At 59.9% G+C, this 24,036-nt stretch carries 19 protein-coding genes and 1 tRNA gene; 8 read left to right on the top strand and 12 right to left on the bottom strand.

Going from position 1 to position 24,036, the window contains the following annotated elements; all coding sequences use genetic code 11:
- Positions 1-23: 23 nt before the first annotated feature.
- The 7 genes from rlmH to HAP54_RS13715 all read right to left on the bottom strand — a co-directional run bounded on the left by rlmH (position 24) and on the right by HAP54_RS13715 (position 6,153).
- The gene (gene rlmH / locus HAP54_RS13685; RefSeq protein ID WP_166300628.1) at positions 24-506 is read right to left on the bottom strand and encodes a 23S rRNA (pseudouridine(1915)-N(3))-methyltransferase RlmH; all 483 of its coding nucleotides are present in this window, start codon (positions 504-506) and stop codon (positions 24-26) included.
- A 50-nt stretch (positions 507-556) separates the two neighbouring features.
- Complete coding sequence (gene rsfS, locus HAP54_RS13690) at positions 557-940, bottom strand: ribosome silencing factor (RefSeq protein ID WP_166307836.1); 384 nt, start codon at positions 938-940, stop codon at positions 557-559.
- A gap of 186 nt (positions 941-1,126) precedes the next feature.
- The gene (locus HAP54_RS13695; RefSeq protein ID WP_166307839.1) at positions 1,127-1,750 is read right to left on the bottom strand and encodes a nicotinate-nucleotide adenylyltransferase; all 624 of its coding nucleotides are present in this window, start codon (positions 1,748-1,750) and stop codon (positions 1,127-1,129) included.
- A gap of 45 nt (positions 1,751-1,795) precedes the next feature.
- Entirely contained in the window at positions 1,796-3,088 is a 1,293-nt protein-coding gene (locus tag HAP54_RS13700) for a glutamate-5-semialdehyde dehydrogenase (RefSeq protein WP_166300630.1), read from the bottom strand.
- 112 nt (positions 3,089-3,200) lie between these two features.
- Positions 3,201-4,343 carry a glutamate 5-kinase gene (gene proB, locus HAP54_RS13705; protein ID WP_166300631.1) on the bottom strand — a complete coding sequence of 381 codons (1,143 nt, stop codon included), beginning with the start codon at positions 4,341-4,343 and terminating at the stop codon, positions 3,201-3,203.
- Positions 4,344-4,425: 82 nt separating this feature from the next.
- Positions 4,426-5,475, bottom strand: a complete 1,050-nt coding sequence (gene obgE, locus HAP54_RS13710; RefSeq protein WP_166300633.1) for a GTPase ObgE — start codon at positions 5,473-5,475, stop codon at positions 4,426-4,428.
- A gap of 174 nt (positions 5,476-5,649) precedes the next feature.
- A complete protein-coding gene (locus HAP54_RS13715) occupies positions 5,650-6,153 on the bottom strand; it encodes a MaoC family dehydratase (protein ID WP_166300634.1) in 504 nt (167 codons plus the stop codon).
- Positions 6,154-6,320: 167 nt separating this feature from the next.
- On the opposite strand from HAP54_RS13715, the gene HAP54_RS13720 reads away from it, so the two are divergent.
- A complete protein-coding gene (locus tag HAP54_RS13720; RefSeq protein WP_166300636.1) occupies positions 6,321-7,235 on the top strand; it encodes a DMT family transporter in 915 nt (304 codons plus the stop codon).
- Positions 7,236-7,267: 32 nt separating this feature from the next.
- On the opposite strand, the gene HAP54_RS13725 is transcribed toward HAP54_RS13720, so the two are convergent.
- From HAP54_RS13725 to HAP54_RS13740, 4 genes are all read right to left on the bottom strand, one after another.
- Positions 7,268-7,864 carry a GNAT family N-acetyltransferase gene (locus HAP54_RS13725; protein WP_166300638.1) on the bottom strand — a complete coding sequence of 199 codons (597 nt, stop codon included), beginning with the start codon at positions 7,862-7,864 and terminating at the stop codon, positions 7,268-7,270.
- A 169-nt stretch (positions 7,865-8,033) separates the two neighbouring features.
- Positions 8,034-8,303 carry a 50S ribosomal protein L27 gene (gene rpmA / locus HAP54_RS13730; protein WP_166300640.1) on the bottom strand — a complete coding sequence of 90 codons (270 nt, stop codon included), beginning with the start codon at positions 8,301-8,303 and terminating at the stop codon, positions 8,034-8,036.
- 102 nt (positions 8,304-8,405) lie between these two features.
- On the bottom strand, positions 8,406-8,873 hold the full coding sequence (rplU, locus tag HAP54_RS13735; protein WP_166300642.1) for a 50S ribosomal protein L21: 468 nt from the start codon (positions 8,871-8,873) through the stop codon (positions 8,406-8,408).
- A gap of 255 nt (positions 8,874-9,128) precedes the next feature.
- Positions 9,129-10,079: a GlxA family transcriptional regulator gene (locus HAP54_RS13740; protein WP_166300644.1), complete on the bottom strand. Its 951-nt coding sequence runs from the start codon at positions 10,077-10,079 to the stop codon at positions 9,129-9,131.
- 124 nt (positions 10,080-10,203) lie between these two features.
- Here HAP54_RS13740 and HAP54_RS13745 point away from each other — a divergent pair, with 124 nt between their 5' ends.
- Together HAP54_RS13745 and HAP54_RS13750 are read left to right on the top strand one after the other, a co-directional pair.
- Positions 10,204-11,007, top strand: coding sequence for an SDR family NAD(P)-dependent oxidoreductase (locus tag HAP54_RS13745; protein ID WP_166300646.1), 804 nt, complete (start codon positions 10,204-10,206; stop codon positions 11,005-11,007).
- Between the two features lie 112 nt (positions 11,008-11,119).
- Positions 11,120-12,277, top strand: coding sequence for an ROK family protein (locus HAP54_RS13750; protein ID WP_166300648.1), 1,158 nt, complete (start codon positions 11,120-11,122; stop codon positions 12,275-12,277).
- Between the two features lie 200 nt (positions 12,278-12,477).
- Here HAP54_RS13750 and HAP54_RS13755 read toward each other — a convergent pair whose 3' ends face one another.
- Complete coding sequence (locus HAP54_RS13755; protein ID WP_166300650.1) at positions 12,478-13,341, bottom strand: alpha/beta fold hydrolase; 864 nt, start codon at positions 13,339-13,341, stop codon at positions 12,478-12,480.
- Positions 13,342-13,554: 213 nt separating this feature from the next.
- Between HAP54_RS13755 and HAP54_RS13760 the strand changes: the two genes are divergently transcribed.
- From HAP54_RS13760 to HAP54_RS13780, 5 genes are all read left to right on the top strand, one after another.
- A tRNA-Ser gene (locus tag HAP54_RS13760) sits at positions 13,555-13,644 on the top strand.
- A gap of 658 nt (positions 13,645-14,302) precedes the next feature.
- Positions 14,303-17,272, top strand: a complete 2,970-nt coding sequence (locus HAP54_RS13765; RefSeq protein ID WP_248114232.1) for an SNF2-related protein — start codon at positions 14,303-14,305, stop codon at positions 17,270-17,272.
- Positions 17,269-19,071: an AIPR family protein gene (locus HAP54_RS13770; RefSeq protein WP_166300652.1), complete on the top strand. Its 1,803-nt coding sequence runs from the start codon at positions 17,269-17,271 to the stop codon at positions 19,069-19,071. The genes HAP54_RS13765 and HAP54_RS13770 overlap by 4 nt, the downstream gene beginning before the upstream one ends.
- Positions 19,068-20,729: a site-specific DNA-methyltransferase gene (locus HAP54_RS13775; RefSeq protein WP_166300655.1), complete on the top strand. Its 1,662-nt coding sequence runs from the start codon at positions 19,068-19,070 to the stop codon at positions 20,727-20,729. The genes HAP54_RS13770 and HAP54_RS13775 overlap by 4 nt, the downstream gene beginning before the upstream one ends.
- Complete coding sequence (locus HAP54_RS13780) at positions 20,726-23,404, top strand: DEAD/DEAH box helicase (RefSeq protein WP_166300658.1); 2,679 nt, start codon at positions 20,726-20,728, stop codon at positions 23,402-23,404. Before HAP54_RS13775 ends, HAP54_RS13780 begins: the two co-directional genes overlap by 4 nt.
- The last annotated feature ends 632 nt before the right edge of the window (positions 23,405-24,036 follow it).

Here is a 24,036-nt window from a genome sequence, read left to right on the forward strand (position 1 = left end):
TTTCGACTGTCCGTCGCCGCGCCTCAGGCGCGGTGATAGGGGTGGCCGGCCAAAATGGTTGCGGCCCGATAAATCTGTTCCAGAAGCATGACGCGGACCATTTGGTGCGGCCAGGTCGCGGAGCCGAATGCAATACGCAACGAAGCCTTGCGCTGCAATTCGGGCGAAAGTCCGTCCGCGCCGCCGATCACGAAGACAGTATGCGCCAATCCCTCGTCGCGCCAGCGGCCGAGCTGCTGGGCAAAGCCTGCGCTGTCGATGCTCTTGCCGCGTTCATCGAGCGCCACCAGCGCGTGCTTGTCGGGCAGCAAAGCCGAGATCGCCGTGGCCTCTTCGGCGATGCGCGCACCGGTGTCGCGCGCGCGGCTCTCCGCGATCTCATGAATGTCGAGGCCGCGAAAGCCGAGCTTGCGGCCGATATCCTCGAAGCGCTCGCGATAACGCTCGGCGAGCTCCCGTTCCGGGCCCTGTTTCAGGCGGCCGATGCAGATGACGACGAGGCGCATCAACGCAGACTAGCTGCGCTGCAGCCGATTCGCATCGGCTTCGATACCCCTTAGACCGCCGCGACCGCCGGGTTTTGAGTCCACAACCGCTCGAGATTGTAGAACTCACGTACCTCGGGTCTGAACACGTGCACGATCACGTCGCCGGAATCGATCAGCACCCAGTCGCAATTGGGCATGCCCTCGACATGGATGCTCTTGACCCCGTTTTCCTTCAGGCCCTTCGTCACATTTTCCGCGATCGCACCGACGTGCCGGTTCACCCGGCCGGTGGTGACGATCATGTAGTCGGAATATGCGGATTTGCCGCGAAGGTCGATGGTGACCGTCTCTTCCGCCTTCATATCCTCGAGGCGGGAGAGGATCAGGCTCAGCGTCTTGTTGGCATCCGGTTTGTCGGCATCCGGTTTGTCGGCATCCGGTTGCGCCTGCAAGGCCGCGGTTTTCGTCGATGTTTTACGCGCAGTCTTTGGAACCTTGGGTAAAACAGACTTGGACAATACAGATGTGGCCAGGGACCATTCCTTTCACTGTATCGCGGGTGCCGAATCCTCGGCCCCACGCACCATATTACGCATGTGGGGTTAATGGTTTCAATATTCCAGTAACCCTTTTGCGCTTCACGCCGTTCTCCAGCTCCCGTCCGGGTTCCGCAGTCCGGTCGAAGACAGATTGGATTTCATTCCTGTCAGGAACACCCAGGCCGGGGCCTGCTGATCGGCCAGCCGGGTCGCCTGATTTTCGGGCAACCGATAGCGCATGAGCGCCTGCGCCGCCGGTGCGGCAAGGGCGCGGAAGCTCTGGGGCGGTCGGTCGATCACGGCAATCGGCACGTCGGAGGCGATGCGCCGCCAATCTTTCCAGCGATGAAATTGCGCGAGATTGTCAGCGCCCATGATCCAGACGAAGTGCACGCCGGAGACGCGGCGGCGCAAGTGGATGATCGTGTCGACAGTGTAGCGGACACCAATGACAGCTTCGAGACAGCTGATGTCGATGCGCGGATCGTCGGCGACGCGGCGTGCGGCCGCGGCTCGCTCGGCGAGCGCGTGCAATCCATCATGGTTCTTCAGCGGATTGCCCGGTGTCAGCAGCCACCACACGCGGTCGAGCTGCAATCGCTTGAGCGCGAACTGACTGATGGCGCGATGCGCGGCGTGCGGCGGATTGAACGAGCCGCCGAGCAGCCCGATGCGCATGCCGTTGGTATAGAACGGAAGCGCCTGGGCTGCGGAGTGCGGCACGGTCGAGGGTTGCTGCAATGGTCTACCGTGCGCGTGCGACAATGGTCACGGCCGTGTCTGCCCGGTGCCGTGGACGCGGTACTTGAAGCTCGTCAACTGCTCGGCGCCGACCGGGCCGCGGGCGTGGAATTTGCCGGTGGCAATTCCGATCTCCGCGCCGAAGCCGAACTCGCCGCCGTCGGCGAACTGGGTCGAGGCGTTGTGCAGCACGATCGCCGAATCGACTTCGTTGAGAAATTTTTGCGCGGCAGCGATATCCTCCGTCACGATCGCATCGGTGTGATGCGAGCCGTGATTTTGAATATGCGCAATCGCTTCATCGAGGCCGTCGACGATCTTCGCAGAGATGATCGCGTCCTCATATTCGGTGTCCCAGTCCTCGTCGGATGCGGGTTTCACCCTGGCATCGGCGCTTTGCACGGAGGCGTCGCCGCGCACCTCGCAACCGGCATCGATCAACAACTCGACCAGCGGCTTCAGCTTCGTCGCGGCAGCCTTGCGATCGACCAGCAGGGTTTCGACGGCGCCGCAGACGCCGGGACGGCGCATCTTGGCGTTCAGCACGACCGCCTTGGCCATATCGAGCCTGGCGCTGGCATCGACATAAATGTGGTTGACGCCCTCGAGATGCGCGAACACCGGAACGCGTGCTTCCGCCTCGACGCGTGCGACCAGGCTCTTGCCGCCGCGCGGCACGATCACGTCGATGCCACCGTTCAATCCCGTCAGCATCAGGCCGACGGCGGCACGGTCACGGGTCGGCACCAAGGTAATCGCGGCCTCAGGCAGGCCGGCTTCACGCAGGCCCTGCACCAGACAATCATGGATCGCGCGGCAGGAGCGGAAACTGTCGGAGCCGCCGCGCAGGATCACGGCGTTGCCGGACTTCAGGCAAAGCACGCCGGCGTCGGCGGCGACGTTGGGGCGGCTTTCGAAGATCACGCCGATCACGCCGAGCGGCACGCGGACGCGCTCGATGGTCATGCCGTTCGGACGTTGCCAGCTTTCGGTGACGGCGCCGACCGGATCAACAATTTCGCGCACGGTGGCTACGCCGTCGGCCATGCCGGCGACGCGCGCCTGCGTCAGTGTCAGCCGGTCGACGAAGGCAGAGGTCATACCGGCAGCCCGCGCCTCCGCGACGTCCTCGGCATTGGCGGCGAGAATTGCCGCGGCATGCTCGCGGATCGCGCGTTCGATCGCGGCGAGCGCGCGGTCCTTCTGCTCCGGCGGCGTCAGCGCCAGCACGCGCGCGGCAGCGCGCGCCTTGGCGGCGAGGTCGGTCATCAGGGCGGAGAGATCGGCGTTGCCGTCGATCGCCTTCAGGGGCGCGCTCATGGAAGTCCCAGCTTTGGATTAAGGCCATGTTCTAGCATGGCAATTGATGGGTTGGCGAGGCGCGGAACCGGCATGGCAGGTGGGCGGCAGGCCGGGCTTGTCGTCCAATGGCCTACTTGGCCGGGATCGCTCCGGCCGGGCCGATCACCAGATCGTCGCGATGGATCATCTCGGACCGGCCGCTGATGCCCAGAATCGCCATCACGTCAGGCGAGGAGCGGCCCTTGATCTTCTCGGCGTTCTCGGCGTCGTAGGCGACCAGGCCGCGGCCGATCTCATGGGTGTCGGGCCCGCGCACCACCACGGCATCGCCGCGGGCAAACCGGCCGTCGACCCTGATCACGCCGGCCGGCAGCAGGCTCTTGCCGGCGCGCAGCGCTGCGACCGCGCCGGCATCGATGGTCAGCGTGCCCTTCGGCTCGAGCGAGCCTGCGATCCAGCGCTTGCGCGCGGTGACCGGATTGGCCGGGGTCAGAAACCAGGTGCAGCGACCGCCATCGGCGATCGCCTGCAACGGGTGCTCGATCTTGCCGGAGGCGATCAGCATATGGGTGCCGGCAGTGGTCGCGATCTTCGCGGCTTCGATCTTGGTGGTCATGCCGCCGCGCGACAGTTCCGACCCGGCCGAGCCGGCCATCGCCTCGATCTCCGAGGTGATGCTCTCGACCACCGGGATCAGCTTCGCGTCGGGATCGACCGCCGGCGGCGCGGTGTAGAGGCCGTCGATGTCGGACAGCAGGATCAACAGATCGGCGCTGGTCATGGTGGCGACGCGGGCGGCAAGCCGGTCATTGTCGCCGTAGCGGATTTCGGTGGTCGCGACCGTGTCGTTCTCGTTGATCACGGGCACCGCGCGCCATTCGAGCAGCTTTGCGATGGTCGAGCGCGCGTTGAGATAGCGGCGGCGCTCCTCGGTGTCCTGCAGCGTCACGAGAATCTGCCCGGCGCCGATATCGTGATGACCGAGCACCTCCGACCATATCCGCGCCAGCGCGATTTGACCGACCGCAGCGGCAGCCTGGCTCTCCTCGAGCTTCAGCGGTCCGCGCGGCAGCTTCAGGCGGCTGCGGCCGAGCGCGATCGAGCCCGACGACACCACCATGATTTCGCGGCCGCCCTTGTGCAGCTTGGCGATGTCGTCGACCAGCGCGGCGAGCCAGGACGCGCGCACCTCACCGGCCTGCGAATCGACCAGCAGCGAGGAGCCGACCTTGACGACGATGCGGCGAAAGTTCTTGAGCGCGGGGCGTTTCATGGGTGCAGTCTGGCAGGAAGGTGGAAGCAATACGCGCCACAAGGTGGCTTGGGAAGTACAGGTGTTGTTCGGCCGTTGCCGTTCAACCCTGCGGCAGCGGCGTCGCCCACGGCTCCGCCTGAGCCTTGGCCTTGTTGGATACCGGCGCCTCACCGATCACGTCGACCAGCGTGCGCAGGGCGTCCTGCACGCCTTCGCCGGTCACGCCTGAGAGCAACAGCGGCGTCTTTTTCGCCGCCCGCTTGAGGCGGTCCTTCTGCCTCTTCAGCTCGTCGGGCGCGACCGCGTCGATCTTGTTGAGCGCGACGATCTCGATCTTGTCGGCGAGTTGGCCATCATAGGCTTCGAGCTCGGTGCGTACCGTCTTGTAGGCCTTGCCGGCATGCTCGCAGGTTGCATCGACCAGATGCAGCAGCACGCGGCAGCGCTCGACATGGCCGAGGAAGCGGTCGCCGAGGCCTGCGCCCTCGTGCGCGCCTTCGATCAGGCCAGGGATGTCAGCGAGCACGAATTCACGGCCGCCGTAGTTCACCACACCGAGCTGCGGATGCAGCGTGGTGAAGGGATAGTCGGCGATCTTCGGCCGCGCCGCGCTGACCACCGACAGGAAAGTCGATTTGCCGGCGTTGGGCAGGCCGACAAGGCCGGCATCGGCGATCAGTTTCAGCCGTAGCCAGATCCAGCGTTCCTCACCCGGCGCGCCGGGATTGGCATTGCGCGGCGTGCGGTTGGTGGACGACTTGAAATGCGCGTTGCCGAAGCCGCCATTGCCGCCTTCAGCCAGCACGAATTTCTCGCCGAGCTCGGTGAAATCGTGCAGCAGGGTCTCGCGGTCCTCGTCGAATACCTGGGTGCCGACCGGCACTTTCAGCACGATCGACTTGCCATTGGCGCCATGGCGGTCCTTGCCCATGCCATTGGTGCCTTTTGGCGCCTTGAAGTGCTGCTGGTAGCGGTAGTCGATCAGCGTGTTCAGCCCGTCGACGGCCTCGATGATGACGTCGCCGCCGCGGCCGCCATTGCCGCCGGAGGGACCGCCGAACTCGATGAACTTCTCGCGCCGGAACGCGACGCAGCCGTTGCCGCCGTCGCCCGAGCGAATATAGACTTTTGCTTCATCGAGGAATTTCATGATGTTCAACTATAGCGTTTTCAAGCGAAGTGGTCGCCGGTTCGCGTGAAGAAAACGCGTCAAAACGAGAATCGAGAGCGCACCGGTTCTGATTTCATCAGGACCGGTGTGCTCTAGTTAGGGCAGGGTGGCCGCTGCGGCAACCCGGAAAGGCCCTGACTTCGGCGAAAAGCCTTAATTGTCGGGCCTTTTTGCGGCCCCTGTTGGCCGGCGCCGGACCAGGAATTTCTGCATTCCTTCAAGCATCAGCTCGCGGCGCTGGTTATGCACGGTCGAGCGCAGCGTCACGACGCCCGTAGTCCGGCCCGGAACGAGCTCGATCACCTCCAGCGCGTGGTAAATGGTATCGCCGGCGTAGACCGGCTTCAGGAACTTGCTCGACTGTTCCAGGAAGCCGATCAGCGACTCCTCGACGACATAGGGGAACAGCCCCGCGCCGGGCGCGGTGTGCACCAGGGTCTGGAAGCCATGGGCGAGCAGGTCGGGCATGCCGCGCGTGCGGCAATATTCGACGTCGTAATGGATCGGATGGGTGTCGCCGCTCGCGGTCTGGAACGCCGCGAACACCGCCGAGGTCTGGGTCCGGCTCGGAATCACGAAGCGCTCGCCGAGCACGAAATCCTCGAACCAGCGCTGCGCGGGGACCATGCGATGCTGGGTGGGGTCGAATTCGCTCATGCGGCGTTTCCTGCTCTCGTTCTTGAAGGGCTGGCCTAGCGGTAGCGCAGCCGCCGCACTGCGACAATTGGTTCGATATGCCCTCGGTGGGGTTGTCCTGCATCGCCACGTCGGTAAAACCGGCAGCAAGACCGGCCCGATTCACGCGCGGCGGCAACAAGACAACAATGAGCCTGTTCGCAAAACTGTCCTCCTATGACGATCGATCGGCGCGGCTCGCCGGCATCGGATTGATGCTGCTGTCGATCTTCATGTTTTCGTTCGGCGATGCGATGGGCAAATTCATCGTCGCCACCTATTCGGTCGGGCAATTGCTGTGGCTGCGCGCCTGCGCGGCGCTGCTCGTGCTGCTGCCGATCGTCTGGCAGCGGCGGGCTGATTTCCTGCATCTGGAGCGGCCGTGGCTGCAATTGCTGCGGGTCACGCTGTCGACGCTTGAGGTCGCCGCCTTCTTCCTGGCGACCGTCTATCTGCCGCTCGCCGACGTCATCACCTACTATCTGGCCGGGCCGATCTTCGTCACCGCGATGTCCGGCCTCGTGCTCGGCGAGCATATCGGCTGGCGGCGCTGGACCGCGATCCTGGTCGGCTTTTGCGGGGTGTTGATCGCGCTGCGGCCGTCGGCGCAGACGATCAGCTGGCCGGCGATGATCGCGCTTGGCGGCAGCCTGTCGTTTGCGGTGCTGATGCTGATCACGCGCTCGCTGCGGGCAACGCCCGATATCGTGCTGGCGACATCGCAATTCGGCGGCACGTTCATCCTGGGCCTTGTGCTCTCGCCGTTCGGCTGGGTGACGCCGAGCGCCGGCAGTCTCGTGCTGTTCTTCACCGCCGGCATCATTTCGGTTGCGGCGCTATTGTGCGTCAATCGTTCGCTAAAACTCGCGCCGGCGAGCGTGGTGGTGCCTTACCAATATTCGATGATCGTCTGGGCGGTGATCTTCGGCTTCGTGGTGTTCGGCGACGTGCCGTCCTGGGCCACCATCGTTGGCGCCGCGATTATCATCGCGGCCGGCCTCTACATCTTCGTGCGCGAGCAGCAGCTCGGACGCGGAGACTCCTCGGTGAATCCGCCGGCGTGATGTTCACCCTCCCCATGGGGGAGGGTGAAGAATCAGCTCTGCCGCCGGGTCGAGTTGTTCCAGCTCTTCAGCGAAGCCCAGACGCCGCGCGACAGCCGGAAGGCATCCACCGGGCTCGATGAGCCCAGCGCCTCGAAGCGGTGCAGCTCGACGCCGCTCCACTGGAAGCCGCACTTCTCGAGGATGTTGCGCGACGACGGGTTGACGACGCGGGCGCCCGCGATCAGCTGGTCGAGATCGAATTCCTCGAAGAAGTAGTCGATCACCGCGCGCGCGGCCTCGGTGCCAAAGCCCTGGCCCCAATGGTCGACGCCGAGCCAGTAGCCGAGTTCGGCCGCGGTCTCCTCGCGCCAGTCGATGCCGACCATGCCGATCGGCGTGTGATTGTTCTCGATCAGAAAGACGGTCTCACGTCCGCCCGCGCCGAGTGCGCGCACGAAGTCGATGGCGTCGTCCTGCGTATAGGGATGCGGCAGGCGGCGGGTGTTCTCCGCGATGCGGCGGTCATCGGCGAGCCGCGCAATGGCTTTTACGTCCGCGAGCGTCGGCTTGCGCAATGTCAGCCGTTCGGTCTCGAGGACGCAAGCTCTTGCCTCGCGCAAGATCGGCGTCGGGATGTCCTGCAACATGTCGAGCTCCTGTGATGCGACAATCGGTACGCAACGCTTGGAACGTCACGCGCGGTCGAACCGGAACGCGCGCAACGAAAAGGGGAGGCCGGTCATCCCGCCTCCCCTTGGAGCCCTTTGCGACTCCGCCGGTTCAACAGGACCCGGCGGACTCATGTGTGTCCACCGTCTACTCGGCCGCCTCCGCCATCGGAATAACCGATACGAATGTGCGGCCGTTGGCTTTGGCACGGAACTCGACATGACCCTCGACCTTGGCGAAGAGAGTATGGTCGGTGCCCATGCCGACATTAAGGCCAGGATGCCAGGTGGTGCCGCGCTGACGCGCGATGATGTTTCCGGGGATCACGCGCTCGCCACCAAACGCCTTGACGCCAAGGCGCTTGCCCTTGGAATCACGTCCGTTACGCGATGAACCGCCTGCTTTTTTATGAGCCATAGCTCGTCTCCGACTTCGCTTTGATCTCTAGATCAATTCCTTGACGGAATCATTTCACGTTTTGTCACGCTTCAAATCTGAAAACGCGACAATCACTTCTTGTTAGCTCTTGGCCGCGGCCTTCTTGGCCGGAGCCTTCTTTGCGGCCGGCGCCTTTGCGGGCGCCTTCTTCTTGGCCGCCTTCGGTGCTGCGTCCTCGCCATCGGCGGGCGCTGCGACCTTTTCCTTCTTCGGCCGCGGGCCGACGGTCGGCTGGGCGTTATCGGCGAGGATCTCGGTGATACGAAGCACCGTGAGCTCGTCGCGATAGCCGCGCTTGCGGCGTGAATTCTTGCGGCGACGCTTCTTGAACGCGATCACCTTGGCGCCGCGCTTGTGCTGCAGCACTTCGGCTGCAACGGTGGCGCCGGCCACGGTGGGCGTTCCCAGCACCGGCGTGTCACCGCCGAGCACCAGAACTTCGCCTAGCTGCACGATCGTGCCGACATCGCCGGCGATCTTGCCAATCTCGAGTACATCATTCGGAACGACACGGTACTGCCGGCCGCCGGTTTTGATGACTGCGAACATCGTTTGATTCCTTCGTGTTCGGTTCTGGCCTCGGACGGTTAGCCCGGGTCGGCTTTTTGTTCAGTCGCTATGGGTTATGTGTTTCGCGCGAAGGGAATGAATTCCCAAACTGGATCGCACAAAAACGATCGGCGCGAGAAAATCCCCGCGCCGGATGGGCGGACTTATAGCCGCAAACGACGGGGAGTCAAGGTAAAGCAGGGCAAAAACCGGCCAAACATGAACGGTTTGGCGTGATTTTGGCCCCGATTGGCCTCAAGCCGCGGTCTGCGCGGCGGCCCGTGCGTGCCGGCGGATGGTTTGCGGCGGCTGGCCCAACACCCGCAGGAATGCCCGCCGCATCCGCTCGCGGTCGGCAAAGCCGGTCTCGCCGGCGATTTCGTCCATCGAATGGCGGCCGTCGCCGATCAATTCTCGGGCTGTCTCGACCCGGAGCTGCTCGATCGCCTTGGCGGGCGACTGGCCGGTCTCGGCGCGGAAGGCGCGGCTGAACTGGCGCGGGCTGAGCCGCGCGATCTCGGCGAGTTCCTCCACCGACAGTTCGTTGCGCAGGTGAGCCTTGGCATAGTTCAGCGCGTTCTGGATGCGGTCGGATTTCGGCTCGAGCTCGAGCAGCGCTGAAAACTGCGACTGGCCGCCGGTGCGGCGGTGATAGACGACAAGCTTGCGCGCCACCGAGCGCGCGACCTCGATGCCGAGATCGTGCTCGACCATCGCCAGCGCCAGATCGATCGTCGCGGTCATGCCGGCCGAGGTCCAGATCGGCCCGTCGATGATGTAGATGCGGTCCTGCTCGACCTTGAGCCTGGGAAATCGTGCCTGCAATTCCGCGGCAAATTGCCAGTGCGTGGAAACGCGCCGGCCATCGAGCAGGCCTGCCTCAGCCAGCGAAAAAGCGCCGATGCAGGGCGCGGCGATACGCTGCGACACCGTCATGGCGCGGCGAATATAGTCGGTCAATTCAGGGGATGCCGGATGAAGCTCGTGGCCGGCGCCAATGAACAGCGTGTCGAAGCTGCGATCGCCAAAGGCTTCCGTTTCGACATTGAAGCCCGCGGAGGATCGCACCGGGCCACCATGCTCCGACAGCAGCGTGACCTCATAGAAGCGCTCGCCTGCGATCAGGTTGGCAACCTCGAAGGCGGTGATGGCGGCAAAGCCCATCACCTGAAACTCCGGGAAGACGACGAAGCCGATCTCCTGCATGGAACCCTCCGACGGGAATCTATGTCCTAAAAAAGTGTATATATGACATTTGAGACCTACAAGGGGGCCTGTAGAACCTGAGCAGCGGCCAAGTCCGGCCGTCCAGGTCAAACAGGAGACCAACATGACCAAGTCAGCCAAGGGAACGGCGCTCGTTACCGGTGCGTCGTCCGGAATCGGTGCCATCTATGCGGACCGGCTCGCACGGCGTGGCTACGATCTGATCCTCGTCGCACGCAACCGCGAGCGCCTCGATGGGCTCGCCAGGCGTCTGTCGGCGGAGACAGGCCGTTCGATCGAGATCGTCGCCGCCGACCTCGCCAAGCGCAGCGACGTTGCACGGATCGAATCCATTCTGCGCGATAACGCCGGCATCAGCGTGCTGGTGAACAACGCCGGCGTCGGTGCAACGGCGCCGCTGCTCGCATCCGATGTCGACAAGATGAGCGACATGATCGCGCTCAATGTCGACGCGCTGATGCGCCTGACCTATGCGGCGGTGCCGGGATTCGTCGCCCGCGGCGGCGGCACCATCGTCAACATCGCCTCGGTCGTTGGCGTCGCGCCCGAAATGCTCAACTGCGTCTACGGCGGCAGCAAGGCGTTCGTGCTCGCGCTGACACAGTCGCTGCAGCATGAGCTGAAGGACAAGAACATCCGGGTCCAGGCGGTGCTGCCGGGCGCCACGGCAACCGAGTTCTGGGGTCTGGCCGGCACGCCGGTCGAGCATCTGCCGGGCGAGATCGTGATGAAGGCGGAGGACATGGTCGATGCCGCGCTAGCCGGGCTCGATCAGGGCGAAGTCATCACCGTGCCGTCGTTGCCAGATGCGGCTGACTGGCAGGCCTATGAGGCCGCCCGCCAGAAGCTGATGCCGAACTTGTCCCGCAGCGCGCCTGCGGCGCGTTACGGGGTGAAGGCCGCCTGACACCCTTGCCAGATTGCGTCCCGCGCCGGCCGAAGCGCCGCAGCGCGGGAAGCAACCATTTGAGTTCCCGGTCGTTAGTGCTGCGAACCTCAAGCGGGCAGGCAAGGGCTAAATGGCTGACGACGCTGGACTGACCACGGGCATCGCGCACCACGGTGCCGCGCGGCTGCCGTCTGTTGACATCGACAGTTTCAACATCGAGTTGAAGGACGACGAGGGTTTTCTCGGCGATCGCGCCTCAAAGGGCGCGTTCCGCAAGATCCTGGACCGCTGGCGCAAGCCATTGCGTAAGTCGGATGAAGATCCGTTCGGCGACGAGCCATCCGACAAGATCAGCAAGAAGAAGCTCGATGAGTTGCTGGTCGGCGACGACACCGAGGCCTCCGCGGTCGTGCACAGCGCGATCGAGGAGTTCGCGCAGGAACTCGCCTACGTGACGCGGCGCTTCCTCAACACCAAGGCCTGGGCCAAGACCGAGCGCATCGTGGTCGGCGGCGGTTTTCGCGACAGCCGGCTCGGCGAGCTCGCCATCGCGCGCACCGACATCATCCTGAAGTCGGAGGGTCTCAAGGTCGATCTGGTGCCGATCCGCTTTCACCCCGATGACGCCGGCCTGATCGGCACGCTGCATCTGGCGCCATCGTGGATATTCGAGGCCCATGACGGCGTGCTCGCGGTCGATATCGGCGGCACCAATATCCGCTGCGGCGTCGTCGAGACGCGCTGGAAGAAGGCGCCGGATCTCTCCAAGGCAACGGTCTGGAAATCGGAGCTGTGGCGCCACGCCGACGACGAGCCGACGCGCGAAGGCGCGGTAAAGCGGCTGGTGAAGATGCTGAAGGATCTGATCGCCGCCGCCGAGAAGGAGAATCTCAGGCTCGCGCCATTCATCGGCATCTCCTGTCCCGGCGTCATCAAGGAGGACGGCTCGATCGAGAAGGGCGCGCAGAACCTGCCGGGCAATTGGGAGAGCAGCAAATTCAACCTGCCGGCGAGCCTGGTCGAGGCGATCCCGCAGATCGGCGATCATGACACCGCGATCGTGATGCATAATGACGGCGTGGCGCAGGGGCTGGCCGAGGTCCCGTTCATGCAGGACGTCACGCGCTGGGGCGTGCTGACGATCGGAACCGGTCTCGGCAATGCCCGCTTCACCAATCGCAAGAAAGACAACGGCAAGGACGACAAGAAAGCCGAGAAAAAGGACAAGGACGACGAGGACGACAAGAGCGAGAAAAAGGCCAAGAAAGCCAAAAAAGCCGACGCCTGAGCCTCGCCTGTGTCAGCCGATCGCGCGGTAAGGTTGATCGGTTAGGTTAAGATCGGGTTCGCGTTGCCGTTTCGGCGTCGGCCGCTACCGTGACCCGTGTCGCTCCCGCCGACCGGCGAAGCCGCACTTCCCGGCCAGCAATATTGAGAAGCGGCACGGGACCGCCAGTTTTTGTCGCGTCCTGGCGGTCCCACCACTTTCTACCTCCAATTGATCCGTTCGAAGAAGCCGGCGATCTCGGCGGCCGCGCGGTCGGGGTCCTCGCGATGCGGGAAATGCCCGACATCGGGAAACATCTTCAGGTCCAGATTGGAGAAGGTCTCGCCCAGCCGGTCGGTCCAGGCATAAGGAAACAGCGGATCGTGCTCGGCCCAGCGGATGCAGGTCGGCACGGTGATCGGCGGCAGTGCGGGGGCTTCGCCCTGCATCATTTTCACGCGCCCGGCATGTGACGCGCGATAATGCGCAAAGCCGCCGGCGAGGTTGCCCGGCTTGAAGAAGTTGTCGGCGAAGTCCTCGATCACGTCGTCGAACGCAGCCTTGCGATGCGCCCAATTGTGCAGGAAATGGCCGATGTAGATGCGGCAGGTCTCGCGGCTGGCGCCGACCAGCGCGGGCGCCATCTCCATCTGGTGGAACGACTGGTACCAGATGTGGTTGAGCCGGTCGGGTGCGGCCATCCGGGGGCCGATGCCGGGATAGACGAAATCGAAGAAAAACAGGCCGGCGATGCGCTCGGGCGCCTTGCGGGCGAGCGGCTGCATCACCGCGCCGCCGACGTCGTGGCCGACCATGCCGGTCTTCTCGATGCCGAGCGCGTCCAGCAGCGCCAGCATGTCGTCGGTATGCTGATCGGGGCCGTAGGGGCCGTTGGGCTTGTCGCTGTCGCCGAAGCCGCGCAGGTCGGGGGCGATCAGGGTGTAGCGGTTGGCCAGGCGCGCCATCAACGGCTTCCAGGTCAGCCAGAATTCCGGCCAGCCGTGCAAAAGCAGCAGCGGCTTGCCGCTCCCGGTCCGCGCGACGTGGAACGCCGCGCCATTGGCCTGAATCGTCACATGCTCCATGGTCCGCTCCTGCTCCCTCTGGTGCGCCCGCGCGACGATCGAACCAGAACCGCCCGCTAGCGCTTTGTTTCCGCGCGCTTTCTTGCATCACCCCCGGTGCTTCGGTGGGGCGAGGCACGGGTGACGGAAATATTATTGCAGCGCCTTGTCTGTCCCGCCATCCTCGCCTAGAACACGCCCCGACCGCGGGTGGCGCAAATCACCCGGGCCATCGGAGAGGTGGCAGAGTGGTTGAATGCACCGCACTCGAAATGCGGCATAGGTGCAAGCCTATCGGGGGTTCGAATCCCTCCCTCTCCGCCACGTAGTCTCGCTAGCAAGACCGAGAAGAGATTGCGGCGCGAATTCCGCGACACTGCCGCGGATTTCGGCCCATAGAATGCCGTCAAGGTAACCTCAGAGCCAAAAACCTTACGCGAAAAGGCGAACCCCGGAGACCATTCTCTGAACGGCGTGTCGCCGGTGGCTTCGCCAACCGTACTCGGAGTTCGAATCCCACTCTCTCCGCCAGTATATCGAACTAGCCTATTGTAATTGTATAAACAATTCGGTTCGCGTCTTCATTGGCCCCCACATTGGCCCCCAAGTAGGACCGCTCGAAGTCGCGGAAATCGTCAGGCTCATAACCTGAAGGTCATAGGTTCAAATCCTATCCCGCAATGAGATAAGATGCTGATAAGTCAGCGTTAATTCGAAAATCCGCTCTTCAGAGCGGCTTTTTGCTTTTCAATAATCGCCACCGAGTCGCCACGGGAGAAAATTTCCATTTGTCGACCCATCCGGCTCGCTCGCAGCGGTTTATCCGGAGTTGTGGTTGGTTCTCACGCGCAGATGATTGTCGGTCGCGGAATCTGAAGCGAAAGGTGTTTGCCCGCACCCAATAAACGCTGATGCAACATGCGCCGGCACGAAATTCTCGCTACAGTTGAATTGCATCCCTTGGATCTGGGCGAATTGATTCGTGAAGTCTGAAATTATTGCATCGCGGCGTGTCGGACTCAGTACCGACCAAAGCAGTACTGTTGTCCGCAGGCGAGAGAGACAATATCCGGCGACAATGGAACCACTTCTGCCAACCACTGACTATCAAGCCAAATACTTCGCCTACGATCTCACACGAAGATGCGCCCCCGACAGTGCTGAGAAACTTGCGGCTGCGGTTGCCGGTGCACAGGTGGACCTCAACCCGCATCAGGTTGATGCGGCGCTCTTCGCGTTTTCGTCGCCGCTTTCGAAAGGCGCGCTTCTGGCTGATGAGGTCGGTCTTGGAAAGACGATCGAAGCTGGCCTTGTCATTTCTCAGCGATGGGCGGAGCGAAAGCGGTGCATTCTGATCATCACGCCTTCAAACCTCCGAAAACAGTGGCATCAGGAACTAAGCGAGAAGTTCTTTCTACCGTGCACGATTCTTGAGTCGCGCTCTTACAACGAGGCAATCAAGTCAGGGCGCTTTCGTCCGTTCGACGTGAAGGACACTGTTGTCATCTGTTCCTATCAGTTCGCCCGGAACAAGGCGGCCGATGTCCACGCCATGCCGTGGGACCTAGTTGTCATTGATGAGGCCCACAGACTTCGGAACGTCTATAAGCCGTCCAATATCATCGCTAACACGTTAAAGCACGCGCTAGCCCAGAAGCAGAAATTGCTCCTGACGGCAACACCACTTCAGAATTCACTGCTGGAGTTGTTTGGCTTAATGAGCTTTATCGATGAGCACGCATTCGGCGATCTAAAGAGCTTTCGCGAGCAATTTACTAACCTAGCTCAGGATCATGTGCTCCAGCTAAAGGAGCGGCTTAAACCGCTTTGTCACCGAACTTTGCGTCGGCAAGTAACAGCCTACGTCCCCTATACGCGTCGACTGGCACTTGTCGAGGAGTTCACGCCGACTGACGGCGAGGACCGGCTCTATGAGCTTGTCTCGGAATATCTGCGGCGAGATAACCTGCAAGCCCTACCAGCCAGCCAGCGTTCCTTGATGACGCTCGTACTTCGCAAGTTGCTTGCTTCCTCGACCTTTGCCATTGCGGGGGCACTCTCCTCAATCTCGCAAAGAATGCAGGCCAAGCTGAGGAGGCATGTGGTTCAGCCGTCACTCGAAGATGATCTGGGCCAGGATTACGAGAACCTTGATGCAACGGCCGAGGAATGGGCAGACGATCAGGAGCTTGAGCCGCTAACGGACTCGGATCGCAAAGCGATCGAGTCCGAAATTGCTGACCTGGACGGGTTCGCGAGGCTCGCCACTTCTGTTGAACACAATGCCAAGGGAAGGGCACTCTTGAAGGCGCTCGGGGTGGCCTTTGCCAAAGCAGAGGAGCTCGGGGCCGCGCCAAAAGCGATCATCTTCACCGAGTCCCGTCGCACCCAAGCCTACCTGCTTCGGGTCCTGGCGGACGGCCCTTACGCTGACGGCATTGTGCTGTTCAACGGCACCAACACCGATGATCGCTCGAAGCAGATTTATGCCAGATGGATTGAGCGTCATCAGGGCTCGGATCGCGCCAGTGGGTCAAAGACTGCGGATATGCGATCAGCACTGGTGGATTACTTCCGCGAGGAAGGACGCATCATGATCGCGACCGAGGCAGGCGCTGAGGGCATCAATCTTCAGTTTTGCTCCCTGGTCGTAAACTACGACCTCCCTTGGAACCCGCAGCGCATTGAACAGCGAATTGGTAGGTGCCATCGCTATGGCCAGAAGCACGACGTCGTCGTGGTCAACTTCATTAATCGCAAGAATGAAGCCGATCAGCGCGTGTATCAGCTTCTGTCCGAAAAATTCAAACTCTTCGAAGGCGTGTTTGGCGCAAGCGATGAAGTGTTAGGCGCTATCGAGTCCGGTGTAGACTTCGAGAAACGGATTAGCGCTATCTATCAGGAGTGCCGGCAAACGGAAGAAATCAAGACGGCGTTCGACCAGCTCCAGCTGGAGCTCAGCCTCGAAATCAACGAGGCGATGAGCCAAACTCGACAGAAGCTGCTTGAGAATTTCGACGATGAGGTCCGCGAGAAGCTCAAGATTCGCGATGAGAATGCAAAAATCTACCTTGACCGCTTCGAACGGCAGCTCATGCGCCTCACGCAGCATGAGCTGAACGACCGCGCCGACTTCCTCAATGTGTCGTCTTTTCACTTGAACTCCAAGCCCGCTTGGGCCGACGGCCAGGCAGTTCCACTCGGCCTTTACGAGTTGCCGCGCCGGTCCGGCGAAGCTCGCCTTTACCGTCTGAGTCACCCCTTAGGCGAAGCAATCGTCGAACGAGCAAAGGCGCGAGAGCTTGCCCCGGCGGAACTGATCTTCGATTACACCAATCACTCTGGAAAGGTGAGTTCGCTCGAGCTCCATAAAGGTCAGGCCGGATGGCTCGTCGCGTCGGTACTTACCGTTGAAGCCCTCGACCAGGCCGAAGATCATCTCCTTTTGTCCGGATTGTCGGATGCCGACGAACCGTTGAGTGACGACGCCGCATTGCGCCTTTTAACGCTGGGGGGGCGAGTCGGGCCAGAGGCGATGCCGCCAGTTGATACGATCGATCGCCTGAACAGCGACCTTGACCTCCGGCAACGGGGCATCCAGCGCTCGATAACGGAACGCAATGCTCGCTTTTTCGAAGCCGAAGCAGACAAGCTCGACGGCTGGGCGGATGACCTTAAAGTCGGCCTCGAACGTGAAATCAAGGAGATCGACAGGCAGATCAAGGAAGCGCGTCGCGCTGCAACGACGGCATTGACGCTGGAGGAAAAGCTGGTGAGGCAGAAACAGATTAAATCCCTGGAGGCATTGCGAAATCAGAAACGGCGGTCGCTGTTCGACGCGCAGGACGAGATTGACAAGCACCGCTCCGAGCTGATTGCAAACATCGAAGTTCGGCTTCAGCAGCAAGTTTCGACAAAACGATTATTTACGGTGCGCTGGAGGGTCATATGAGCTTAAATGTCGCACAGCGTGGCTTGCTTGAAACCGTCTTGCGATCGGATTACGTCCCGAATTTGCCACCGCTGCTCAAACCGAAGACTCCCCAGGACGACGCGGTCAAGAATCTCTCTCGCGCCCTTGCGGCCTTCGCGGTGTCTGCACTCTGCGATGTTAGCCCAAAGGAAGCTGCTGATGCCGTGGTAGATGACTACGACGATTTGGGCCTTGATGGTGTTTACTATCACGGGCCAAGTGAAACTCTCTACCTTGTGCAAGGGAAGCTCAAGGCTGGCTCGATGTTTAGCCAGGACGAAGCGAATGCCTTCGTGCAGGGGATCCGCAAACTGATTGCGCAAGACTTTTCAGGTTTCAATGCCCATATCCTGAAGCGGCAGACCGCAATTGAAGGAGCGATAGAGAGTTGTTCAACAATTGAACTCGTGGTGGTCCATGTTGGAGCTGGTCTAAGCCATCACGCCGGCATGGCGCTTCAACAACTTCTGGACGACGATACTCACGGAGAACAACGCTTTGCGCCGACAGTCATCGACTTTGATTCCGCTCGAATCGTCGCTCAATTGCAGCAAGGTCAAGCCTATCCGCGGGTGGATGGGGCAATTGTTCTCAAAGCGCCCGGCTATCGTAGCGAAGGCCGCAAAACATATATCGGGTTCGCTGCGATAATTGATCTTGTTAAGCTTCACCAAACACACGGCAAGGCGCTCTATGCCAAAAACATTCGTCAACATCTTGGCCTGAGTTCGGATGCTAACAAAGCAATTCGAAATACCCTTGGCACAAAGCCAGAAGAATTCGAATATTTGAACAATGGCGTAACAATTCTTGCCGACAGGATAGATCCAAAAGACAACCACAAGAAGGCTGGTAAGAGGTTACGGTTGACAGGAATGTCCATTATTAATGGCGCCCAGACGGTTGGTTCGTCAGCCTCGTTTGTGGGGGATAACCCGACGGTGGATATCTCGTCCGCAGTGGTGCATGCGACGATAATTCAAGCCGACAACGATGTCGATTTCAGCAAAAAGGTCACGCGAGCGAGAAATCTTCAAAATCAGGTTGTGTCACAGAATTTTGCTGCCTTGGATGACCAGCAAGAACGTCTTCGTTGTGAACTGGGTGTACTCGGTTTCCAGTACGTTTATAAGCCGGAAGGCTTCGAAGGCACAGCAGATCCTAAGCGAATTTCGATCGAGGAAGCCGCCCAGGCGCTCGCGATGGTGCAGGCCGACCCTAGGTTCCCGGTCTATCTGAAGAAGGAGCCAGGCCAACTTCTGCTTGTGGAGGGGACGCCGTACCGAGCGCTGTTCACAAGTGACCTCACTGCTTACCGACTAGCCAATGCGGTGTTGTTCTCCCGTTACGTGAATGCTCGAATGGTGGTAGAGGCGGCTGGAAAATCTGCAGGCCCCGAGAAGCTGGCCTACAAGCACGGCACATTTGCGCTCGGATTCGTGCTCGCCAAGAGCCTTGAAGGCGTTATGGCGGGCGCATCAATAATTGAGGTTGCCAAGCTCGAAAGTCAGCTTTCGATACCATTTGACGGAGCTCGGCAAAGTTTTTGGGATGCCATGCAAAAGCGTACGCCCTATAAAGGGCCGCTTGCGATTTTGCGTAACCTCGGCGACGCCCTGCCTGTTCTCAAAGACACGATGATGGCCCACTACGGCCTCGGCGCCGATCCGGCTATCGCGCCGCTCCAGGCGAAGGTCACCGCCGGGGAGCCATATCCCCAAAAAGCCCTGTTCGATTTTCTGTCGGCGAAAGCGCCACAGATCCGGGATATCACATGAGCAAAAAGCAAAAACTAGAACTGACATGGGTGGGCAAGGAGAACCGGCCGCGACTTGAGCCGCGTATTCTGCTTGAAGATTCCGACAAGTCCTATCATGCCGCAAACCGGATTGGCGAAAATGACATTTTCGATAATCGGGTGATCTTCGGTGACAACCTGCTGGCGCTAAAGGCTTTGGAACAGGAGTTCTCCGGCAAGATCAAATGCGTATTCATTGATCCTCCATATAATACGGGCAGCGCGTTCCAACACTACGATGATGGATTAGAGCACTCTCTTTGGTTGTCCCTGATGCGTGATCGTTTGGAGCTCATTCGCCGGCTATTGTCGGAGGATGGCTCTCTATGGATCACCATTGATGATAATGAAGTGCATTATTTGAAGATTGTGTGCGATGAGATTTTTGGCCGAATCAACTTTGTCGCAAATCTAATATGGGAGAAGGCGGATTCTCCTAGAAACTCCGCACGTCAATTCTCGACTGATCATGATCATATCCTGGTTTACTCTCGTAATCCGGAATGGGTACCAAGGAAGTTGGAGCGCACCGAGGAGGCGAACTCCATCTATTTAAATCCAGACGATGATGAACGCGGACCGTGGATTGCGGGTGATCCGTATGCGAATAAACCCTATTCTAGGGGGGTGTATTCGATTGAAGGCCCGACAGGCCGAAGCTTTTCTCCACCGCCTGGTCGATACTGGCGCGTCTCCGAACAGAAACTCAGAGAAATGGACCAGGATGGCCGCATATGGTGGGGGCCAAAAGGAGATGCTCGTCCAAGTATAAAGCGATATCTTTCTGAGGTCGGCGATCTTGTGCCCCGGACATTCTGGTCAAAGAATGATGTTGGTAGCAACCGTACATCAAAAAACGAAATGCGATCGCTGTTTCCAGGCGTTACTTCTTTCGATACTCCGAAGCCGGAGCGGCTTCTTCAACGTGTTTTAAATATTTCCACGACTCCTGGCGACGTTGTGCTCGACTCGTTTGCAGGTTCCGGCACGACTGGCGCGGTTGCGCACAAGATGGGGCGCCGCTGGATTACAGTGGAACTGGGCGAGCACTGCCACACCCACATCATCCCACGCCTAAAGAAGGTCATCGATGGCGACGACAAGGGCGGCATCACCGAGGCGGTCGGCTGGCAAGGCGGCGGTGGCTTCCGCTACTTCAAGCTGGCGCCGTCGCTACTCGAAACAGACAAATGGGGCCGCGAGGTCATCAGCAAGGCTTACAACGCCGAGATGCTCGCCGAGGCGCTATGCAAAATCGAAGGCTTCACTTACGCGCCGAGCGACGCTATCTATTGGCAGCATGGCCGTTCTACGGAACGCGATTTCATCTATGTGACCACCCAGACACTTGGCGTCGACCAGCTCCAGCAGTTGAGCGAAGAAGTTGGGGTAGATCGTTCTTTGCTTGTGCTTTGCTCGGCATTTCGAGGTAACGTTGACCGTTGGCTAAATCTCACCGTAAAGAAGATTCCGAACCACATCCGGTCCCGCTGCGAATGGGGCCACGATGATTACAGCCTGAACGTCGAAAACCTGCCTAAGACGAGTCCGAGGCCGGAGCCCGAGGCTTCTTTCGCGGCAAAAGCAGTTGCGGGACAACCAGACTTGTTCGGCCCGAAGAATGGGGGCCGTCGATGAACCGTCATGTGAATTCGATTGCTGGCCGCCTAAGTCTTCGTGCGCCGCAGCGTCAATCGCTCGAAATCCTTGATCGGATCACCGAGATAGTTCCACCGAGGAAGGGCACTGACCTCGAAGCTGCGCTCGCCGCGATAAGCGCTGAGTTTCCAACTGTCTCCGACTTCGAAAGAGAATTTCCCAGCCTATGCTTTGCGCTGGCGACGGGCGTAGGCAAGACAAGATTGATGGGCGCCTTCATTGGCTATCTCCATCTGGCACATGGATTGAACAACTTCTTCGTCCTCGCGCCCAATTTGACCATCTATAATAAGCTCATTTCTGATTTCACACCAAATATGCCAAAATATGTCCTTAGAGGCATTTCTGAGTTTGCCATCGCGCCACCCGTCATTACAACCGGAGAGAACTACGAGCGTCAGATCGCCAGCGGCGGACAGCTCTTCCCGACCACGATCAATATCTTCAATATCTCGAAAATCAATTCCGAGGTGCGCGGCGGACGCGCACCGCGCATACGCAGCTTTCGCGAGGAGATTGGCGAGAGCTATTTTGACTACCTGGCCGGGCTCGACGATCTTGTTCTCATCATGGATGAGTCCCATCGTTATCGTGCATCAGCAGGCATTCGTGCCATCAACGAGTTAAAGCCGGTCCTAGGGCTTGAGCTGACCGCCACACCCTTCATTGAGACGAATCGAGGGCCGACGTCGTTCAAGAATGTTATTTTCGACTATCCCCTCGGTTTGGCCATGGCTGACGGCTTCGTGAAGGAGCCGGCCGTCGTCACTCGGAAAAACTTCAATCCGGCCGGTATGTCGGTCGAGGAGGTTGAGCGTCTAAAGCTAGAAGACGGTGTTCGGCTGCACGAGAGCGTCAAGGTCGAACTCGAAACCTACGCTCGCGAAACAATGAATCTCATTGTCAAGCCGTTCGTGCTCGTCATCGCCCGAGACACGACGCACGCGAGACAGCTGATACAGTTGATTCAGTCCGACGCGTTCTTCGAAGGCCGCTATGCGTCGAAGGTCATCCAGGTCGACTCCAGTAGGAGCGGCGCCGAAGAAGACGAGATGGTGGAGCGGCTGCTCAAGGTCGAGCACACTGATGAACCCACCGAGATTGTCATTCACGTAAACATGCTTAAGGAGGGCTGGGATGTCACCAACCTTTACACTATCGTGCCGCTGCGTGCCGCAAATGCGCGCACGCTCATCGAGCAGTCCATCGGCCGCGGTCTTCGTCTCCCCTACGGCAAGCGAACCGGCGTCACCGCCGTCGACCGACTGAATATCGTGGCGCATGACCGCTTCCAGGAGATCGTCGAGGAGGCGAACAATCCCAATTCGACGATCCGTCTGCAGCAGGTCGTGCTCAGTTCCGATCAACTGGAGCAAAAGACGGTAACGGTTGTCTCCCAGTCCCAACTTGCAGCCAAGCTCGGCCTCAAGCCGGACCATCCTACATCGAGCACACAAGTGTCGGGGTTCAACGAGGCGCCTGCCGTCTTTAATGTGGAAGAGCAGAAGATTGCGCAGATCGCCTATGACGTGATCCGAAAGTTTGAATCCCAACCGGAGAAGCTTCCGAGTGTCACCTATCTCCAGCAACCGGAGGTGCAGGCCGCGGTTCTAAAGGAGGTGACGATCCAGTATCGACCGGCGCAGATGGAGCTAATCGGTATCACGATGCAGCCCGATCTGGCGGCAGTCATCGCGAAGACGACGGAGATGGTGGTCCAGCAGACCATCGATATTCCCCGTATTCTTGTGGTTCCAAAGGGAGAGGTTAAATCAGGATTCAAGCCTTTCACGCTGGATCTGTCGACCATCAACTATTCGGCGCCTGACGACGAGCTTTGGATCAGGCATCTGCGCACAGAGCAAGTCGATGTGATTGGTCTCGGTCGTGGAAGTGTCGACGAGCAGCGTCTTGAAGATTATGTAGTCAGTGGGCTGATTGATTTTAATGATGTGGCCTATGATGAGCATGCCGAGTTGCTCTACGATTTGGCTGAGCAGGTGGTTACGCATCTTCAAAGCTATCTTTCCGTCGACGATGCGCGAAAGGTTCTTCGGCTTCACCAGGCGGAGATCGCGAGATTTGTCCATGCGCAGATGCAGAAGCACTTCTGGCAGGATACTGACGTCGACTACGAGGTAGTCGTGACACGAGGGTTTACGGCGCTTCGCCCGAGCGCTTACACGGCTGCTGCTGGAGAACTGCCAGTGGATTTCAGGAAGTCGCCTGCTGATAAGAGCAATATGTCGAAGTACCTCTTTGGCGGGTTTAGCCGGTGCCTTTACTCGGTCCAGAAATTTCAGTCCGACGCAGAGCGCAAACTCGCCATCATTTTAGAGCGCGAGGCGACGAAATGGTTCAAGCCTGCTAAGGGCCAATTCCAGATCTATTACAAAAGCGGCGCGGATCATCCGGAGTACCAACCAGATTTTGTTGCCGAAACGGCGGATCGAGTTTTCATGCTGGAGCCGAAGGCTTCAAATCAGATGACCGATCCGGAAGTGTTGGCGAAACGAGATGCCGCAATCAACTGGTGCAAGCACGCATCTGATCATGCGCGTAGCCACGGAGGAAAGCTTTGGGCTTACCTTTTGATTCCTCACGATGTGATCGCAGAAAATATGACGCTTGAAGGCCTAGCGAGGCGACATTGATGACGGTCTCAGCTGTTCCGTGACTTTCGACTTGCTAGACTGGTCGATTGCCCGTGCCCTCGTTTGCGCTGGCGTGAGCACTTGCGAAGATCGCTTCCTGCTTGGCGCGCATTTCACGGTGTTGGCGGCTAGCGAGAATCCAGCCTAATACCCTACTAGCGACCAAGCTTGATGCCGTCGTCGACGAGATCATCTAGTTGGTTCTGCCAAACCTCCCTCAGTTTGCAAGTGTCACTTCTCGGAAGGGCGTTTGACCCACCCTTGAGGCGCAAAACGGGCACTCGGCAAATTGACGAAGTTGGCTGAAGTGCCGATGCTGTTGCAGAAGTCGAGAATCGAAAACCTAATAATCTTACAAAAGCGGATCGTTGGACTTCTCTGCTGCTGCGTCGCCATTCAACTTAAAAAGCGGATACCCGTGATCGATTTTGGATGAACGCGATACGTAAAACGCATCAGCGACTCAGAATTTGCGTCCGTCACTGCAAAAAATGTTCTTTCGCCAATATTTGCCAAGCGGACGCGGAATATGCGACCTCTTGGTTCATCGAACTGAGTTTGCCACCGCAATCGGCCTCTCTGTCGAGATAGCCAGGATGATGTCCCGCGGTGCCCACGCGTTAGCAACAGAA

Source organism: Bradyrhizobium sp. 2S1 (assembly GCF_011516625.5).
Lineage (GTDB): Bacteria > Pseudomonadota > Alphaproteobacteria > Rhizobiales > Xanthobacteraceae > Bradyrhizobium > Bradyrhizobium septentrionale.

What these genes read in the sequence shown, in the direction of transcription:
- rlmH (WP_166300628.1), bottom strand. Translation starts at nt 506, where the DNA reads ATGCGCCTCGTCGTCATCTGCATCGGCCGCCTGAAACAGGGCCCGGAA.
- HAP54_RS13700 (WP_166300630.1), bottom strand. Translation starts at nt 3,088, where the DNA reads ATGAGCGCGCCCCTGAAGGCGATCGACGGCAACGCCGATCTCTCCGCC.
- proB (WP_166300631.1), bottom strand. Translation starts at nt 4,343, where the DNA reads ATGAAACGCCCCGCGCTCAAGAACTTTCGCCGCATCGTCGTCAAGGTC.
- obgE (WP_166300633.1), bottom strand. Translation starts at nt 5,475, where the DNA reads ATGAAATTCCTCGATGAAGCAAAAGTCTATATTCGCTCGGGCGACGGC.
- HAP54_RS13715 (WP_166300634.1), bottom strand. Translation starts at nt 6,153, where the DNA reads ATGAGCGAATTCGACCCCACCCAGCATCGCATGGTCCCCGCGCAGCGC.
- HAP54_RS13720 (WP_166300636.1), top strand. Translation starts at nt 6,321, where the DNA reads ATGAGCCTGTTCGCAAAACTGTCCTCCTATGACGATCGATCGGCGCGG.
- HAP54_RS13725 (WP_166300638.1), bottom strand. Translation starts at nt 7,864, where the DNA reads ATGTTGCAGGACATCCCGACGCCGATCTTGCGCGAGGCAAGAGCTTGC.
- rpmA (WP_166300640.1), bottom strand. Translation starts at nt 8,303, where the DNA reads ATGGCTCATAAAAAAGCAGGCGGTTCATCGCGTAACGGACGTGATTCC.
- rplU (WP_166300642.1), bottom strand. Translation starts at nt 8,873, where the DNA reads ATGTTCGCAGTCATCAAAACCGGCGGCCGGCAGTACCGTGTCGTTCCG.
- HAP54_RS13740 (WP_166300644.1), bottom strand. Translation starts at nt 10,079, where the DNA reads ATGCAGGAGATCGGCTTCGTCGTCTTCCCGGAGTTTCAGGTGATGGGC.
- HAP54_RS13745 (WP_166300646.1), top strand. Translation starts at nt 10,204, where the DNA reads ATGACCAAGTCAGCCAAGGGAACGGCGCTCGTTACCGGTGCGTCGTCC.
- HAP54_RS13750 (WP_166300648.1), top strand. Translation starts at nt 11,120, where the DNA reads ATGGCTGACGACGCTGGACTGACCACGGGCATCGCGCACCACGGTGCC.
- HAP54_RS13755 (WP_166300650.1), bottom strand. Translation starts at nt 13,341, where the DNA reads ATGGAGCATGTGACGATTCAGGCCAATGGCGCGGCGTTCCACGTCGCG.
- HAP54_RS13770 (WP_166300652.1), top strand. Translation starts at nt 17,269, where the DNA reads ATGAGCTTAAATGTCGCACAGCGTGGCTTGCTTGAAACCGTCTTGCGA.
- HAP54_RS13775 (WP_166300655.1), top strand. Translation starts at nt 19,068, where the DNA reads ATGAGCAAAAAGCAAAAACTAGAACTGACATGGGTGGGCAAGGAGAAC.
- HAP54_RS13780 (WP_166300658.1), top strand. Translation starts at nt 20,726, where the DNA reads ATGAACCGTCATGTGAATTCGATTGCTGGCCGCCTAAGTCTTCGTGCG.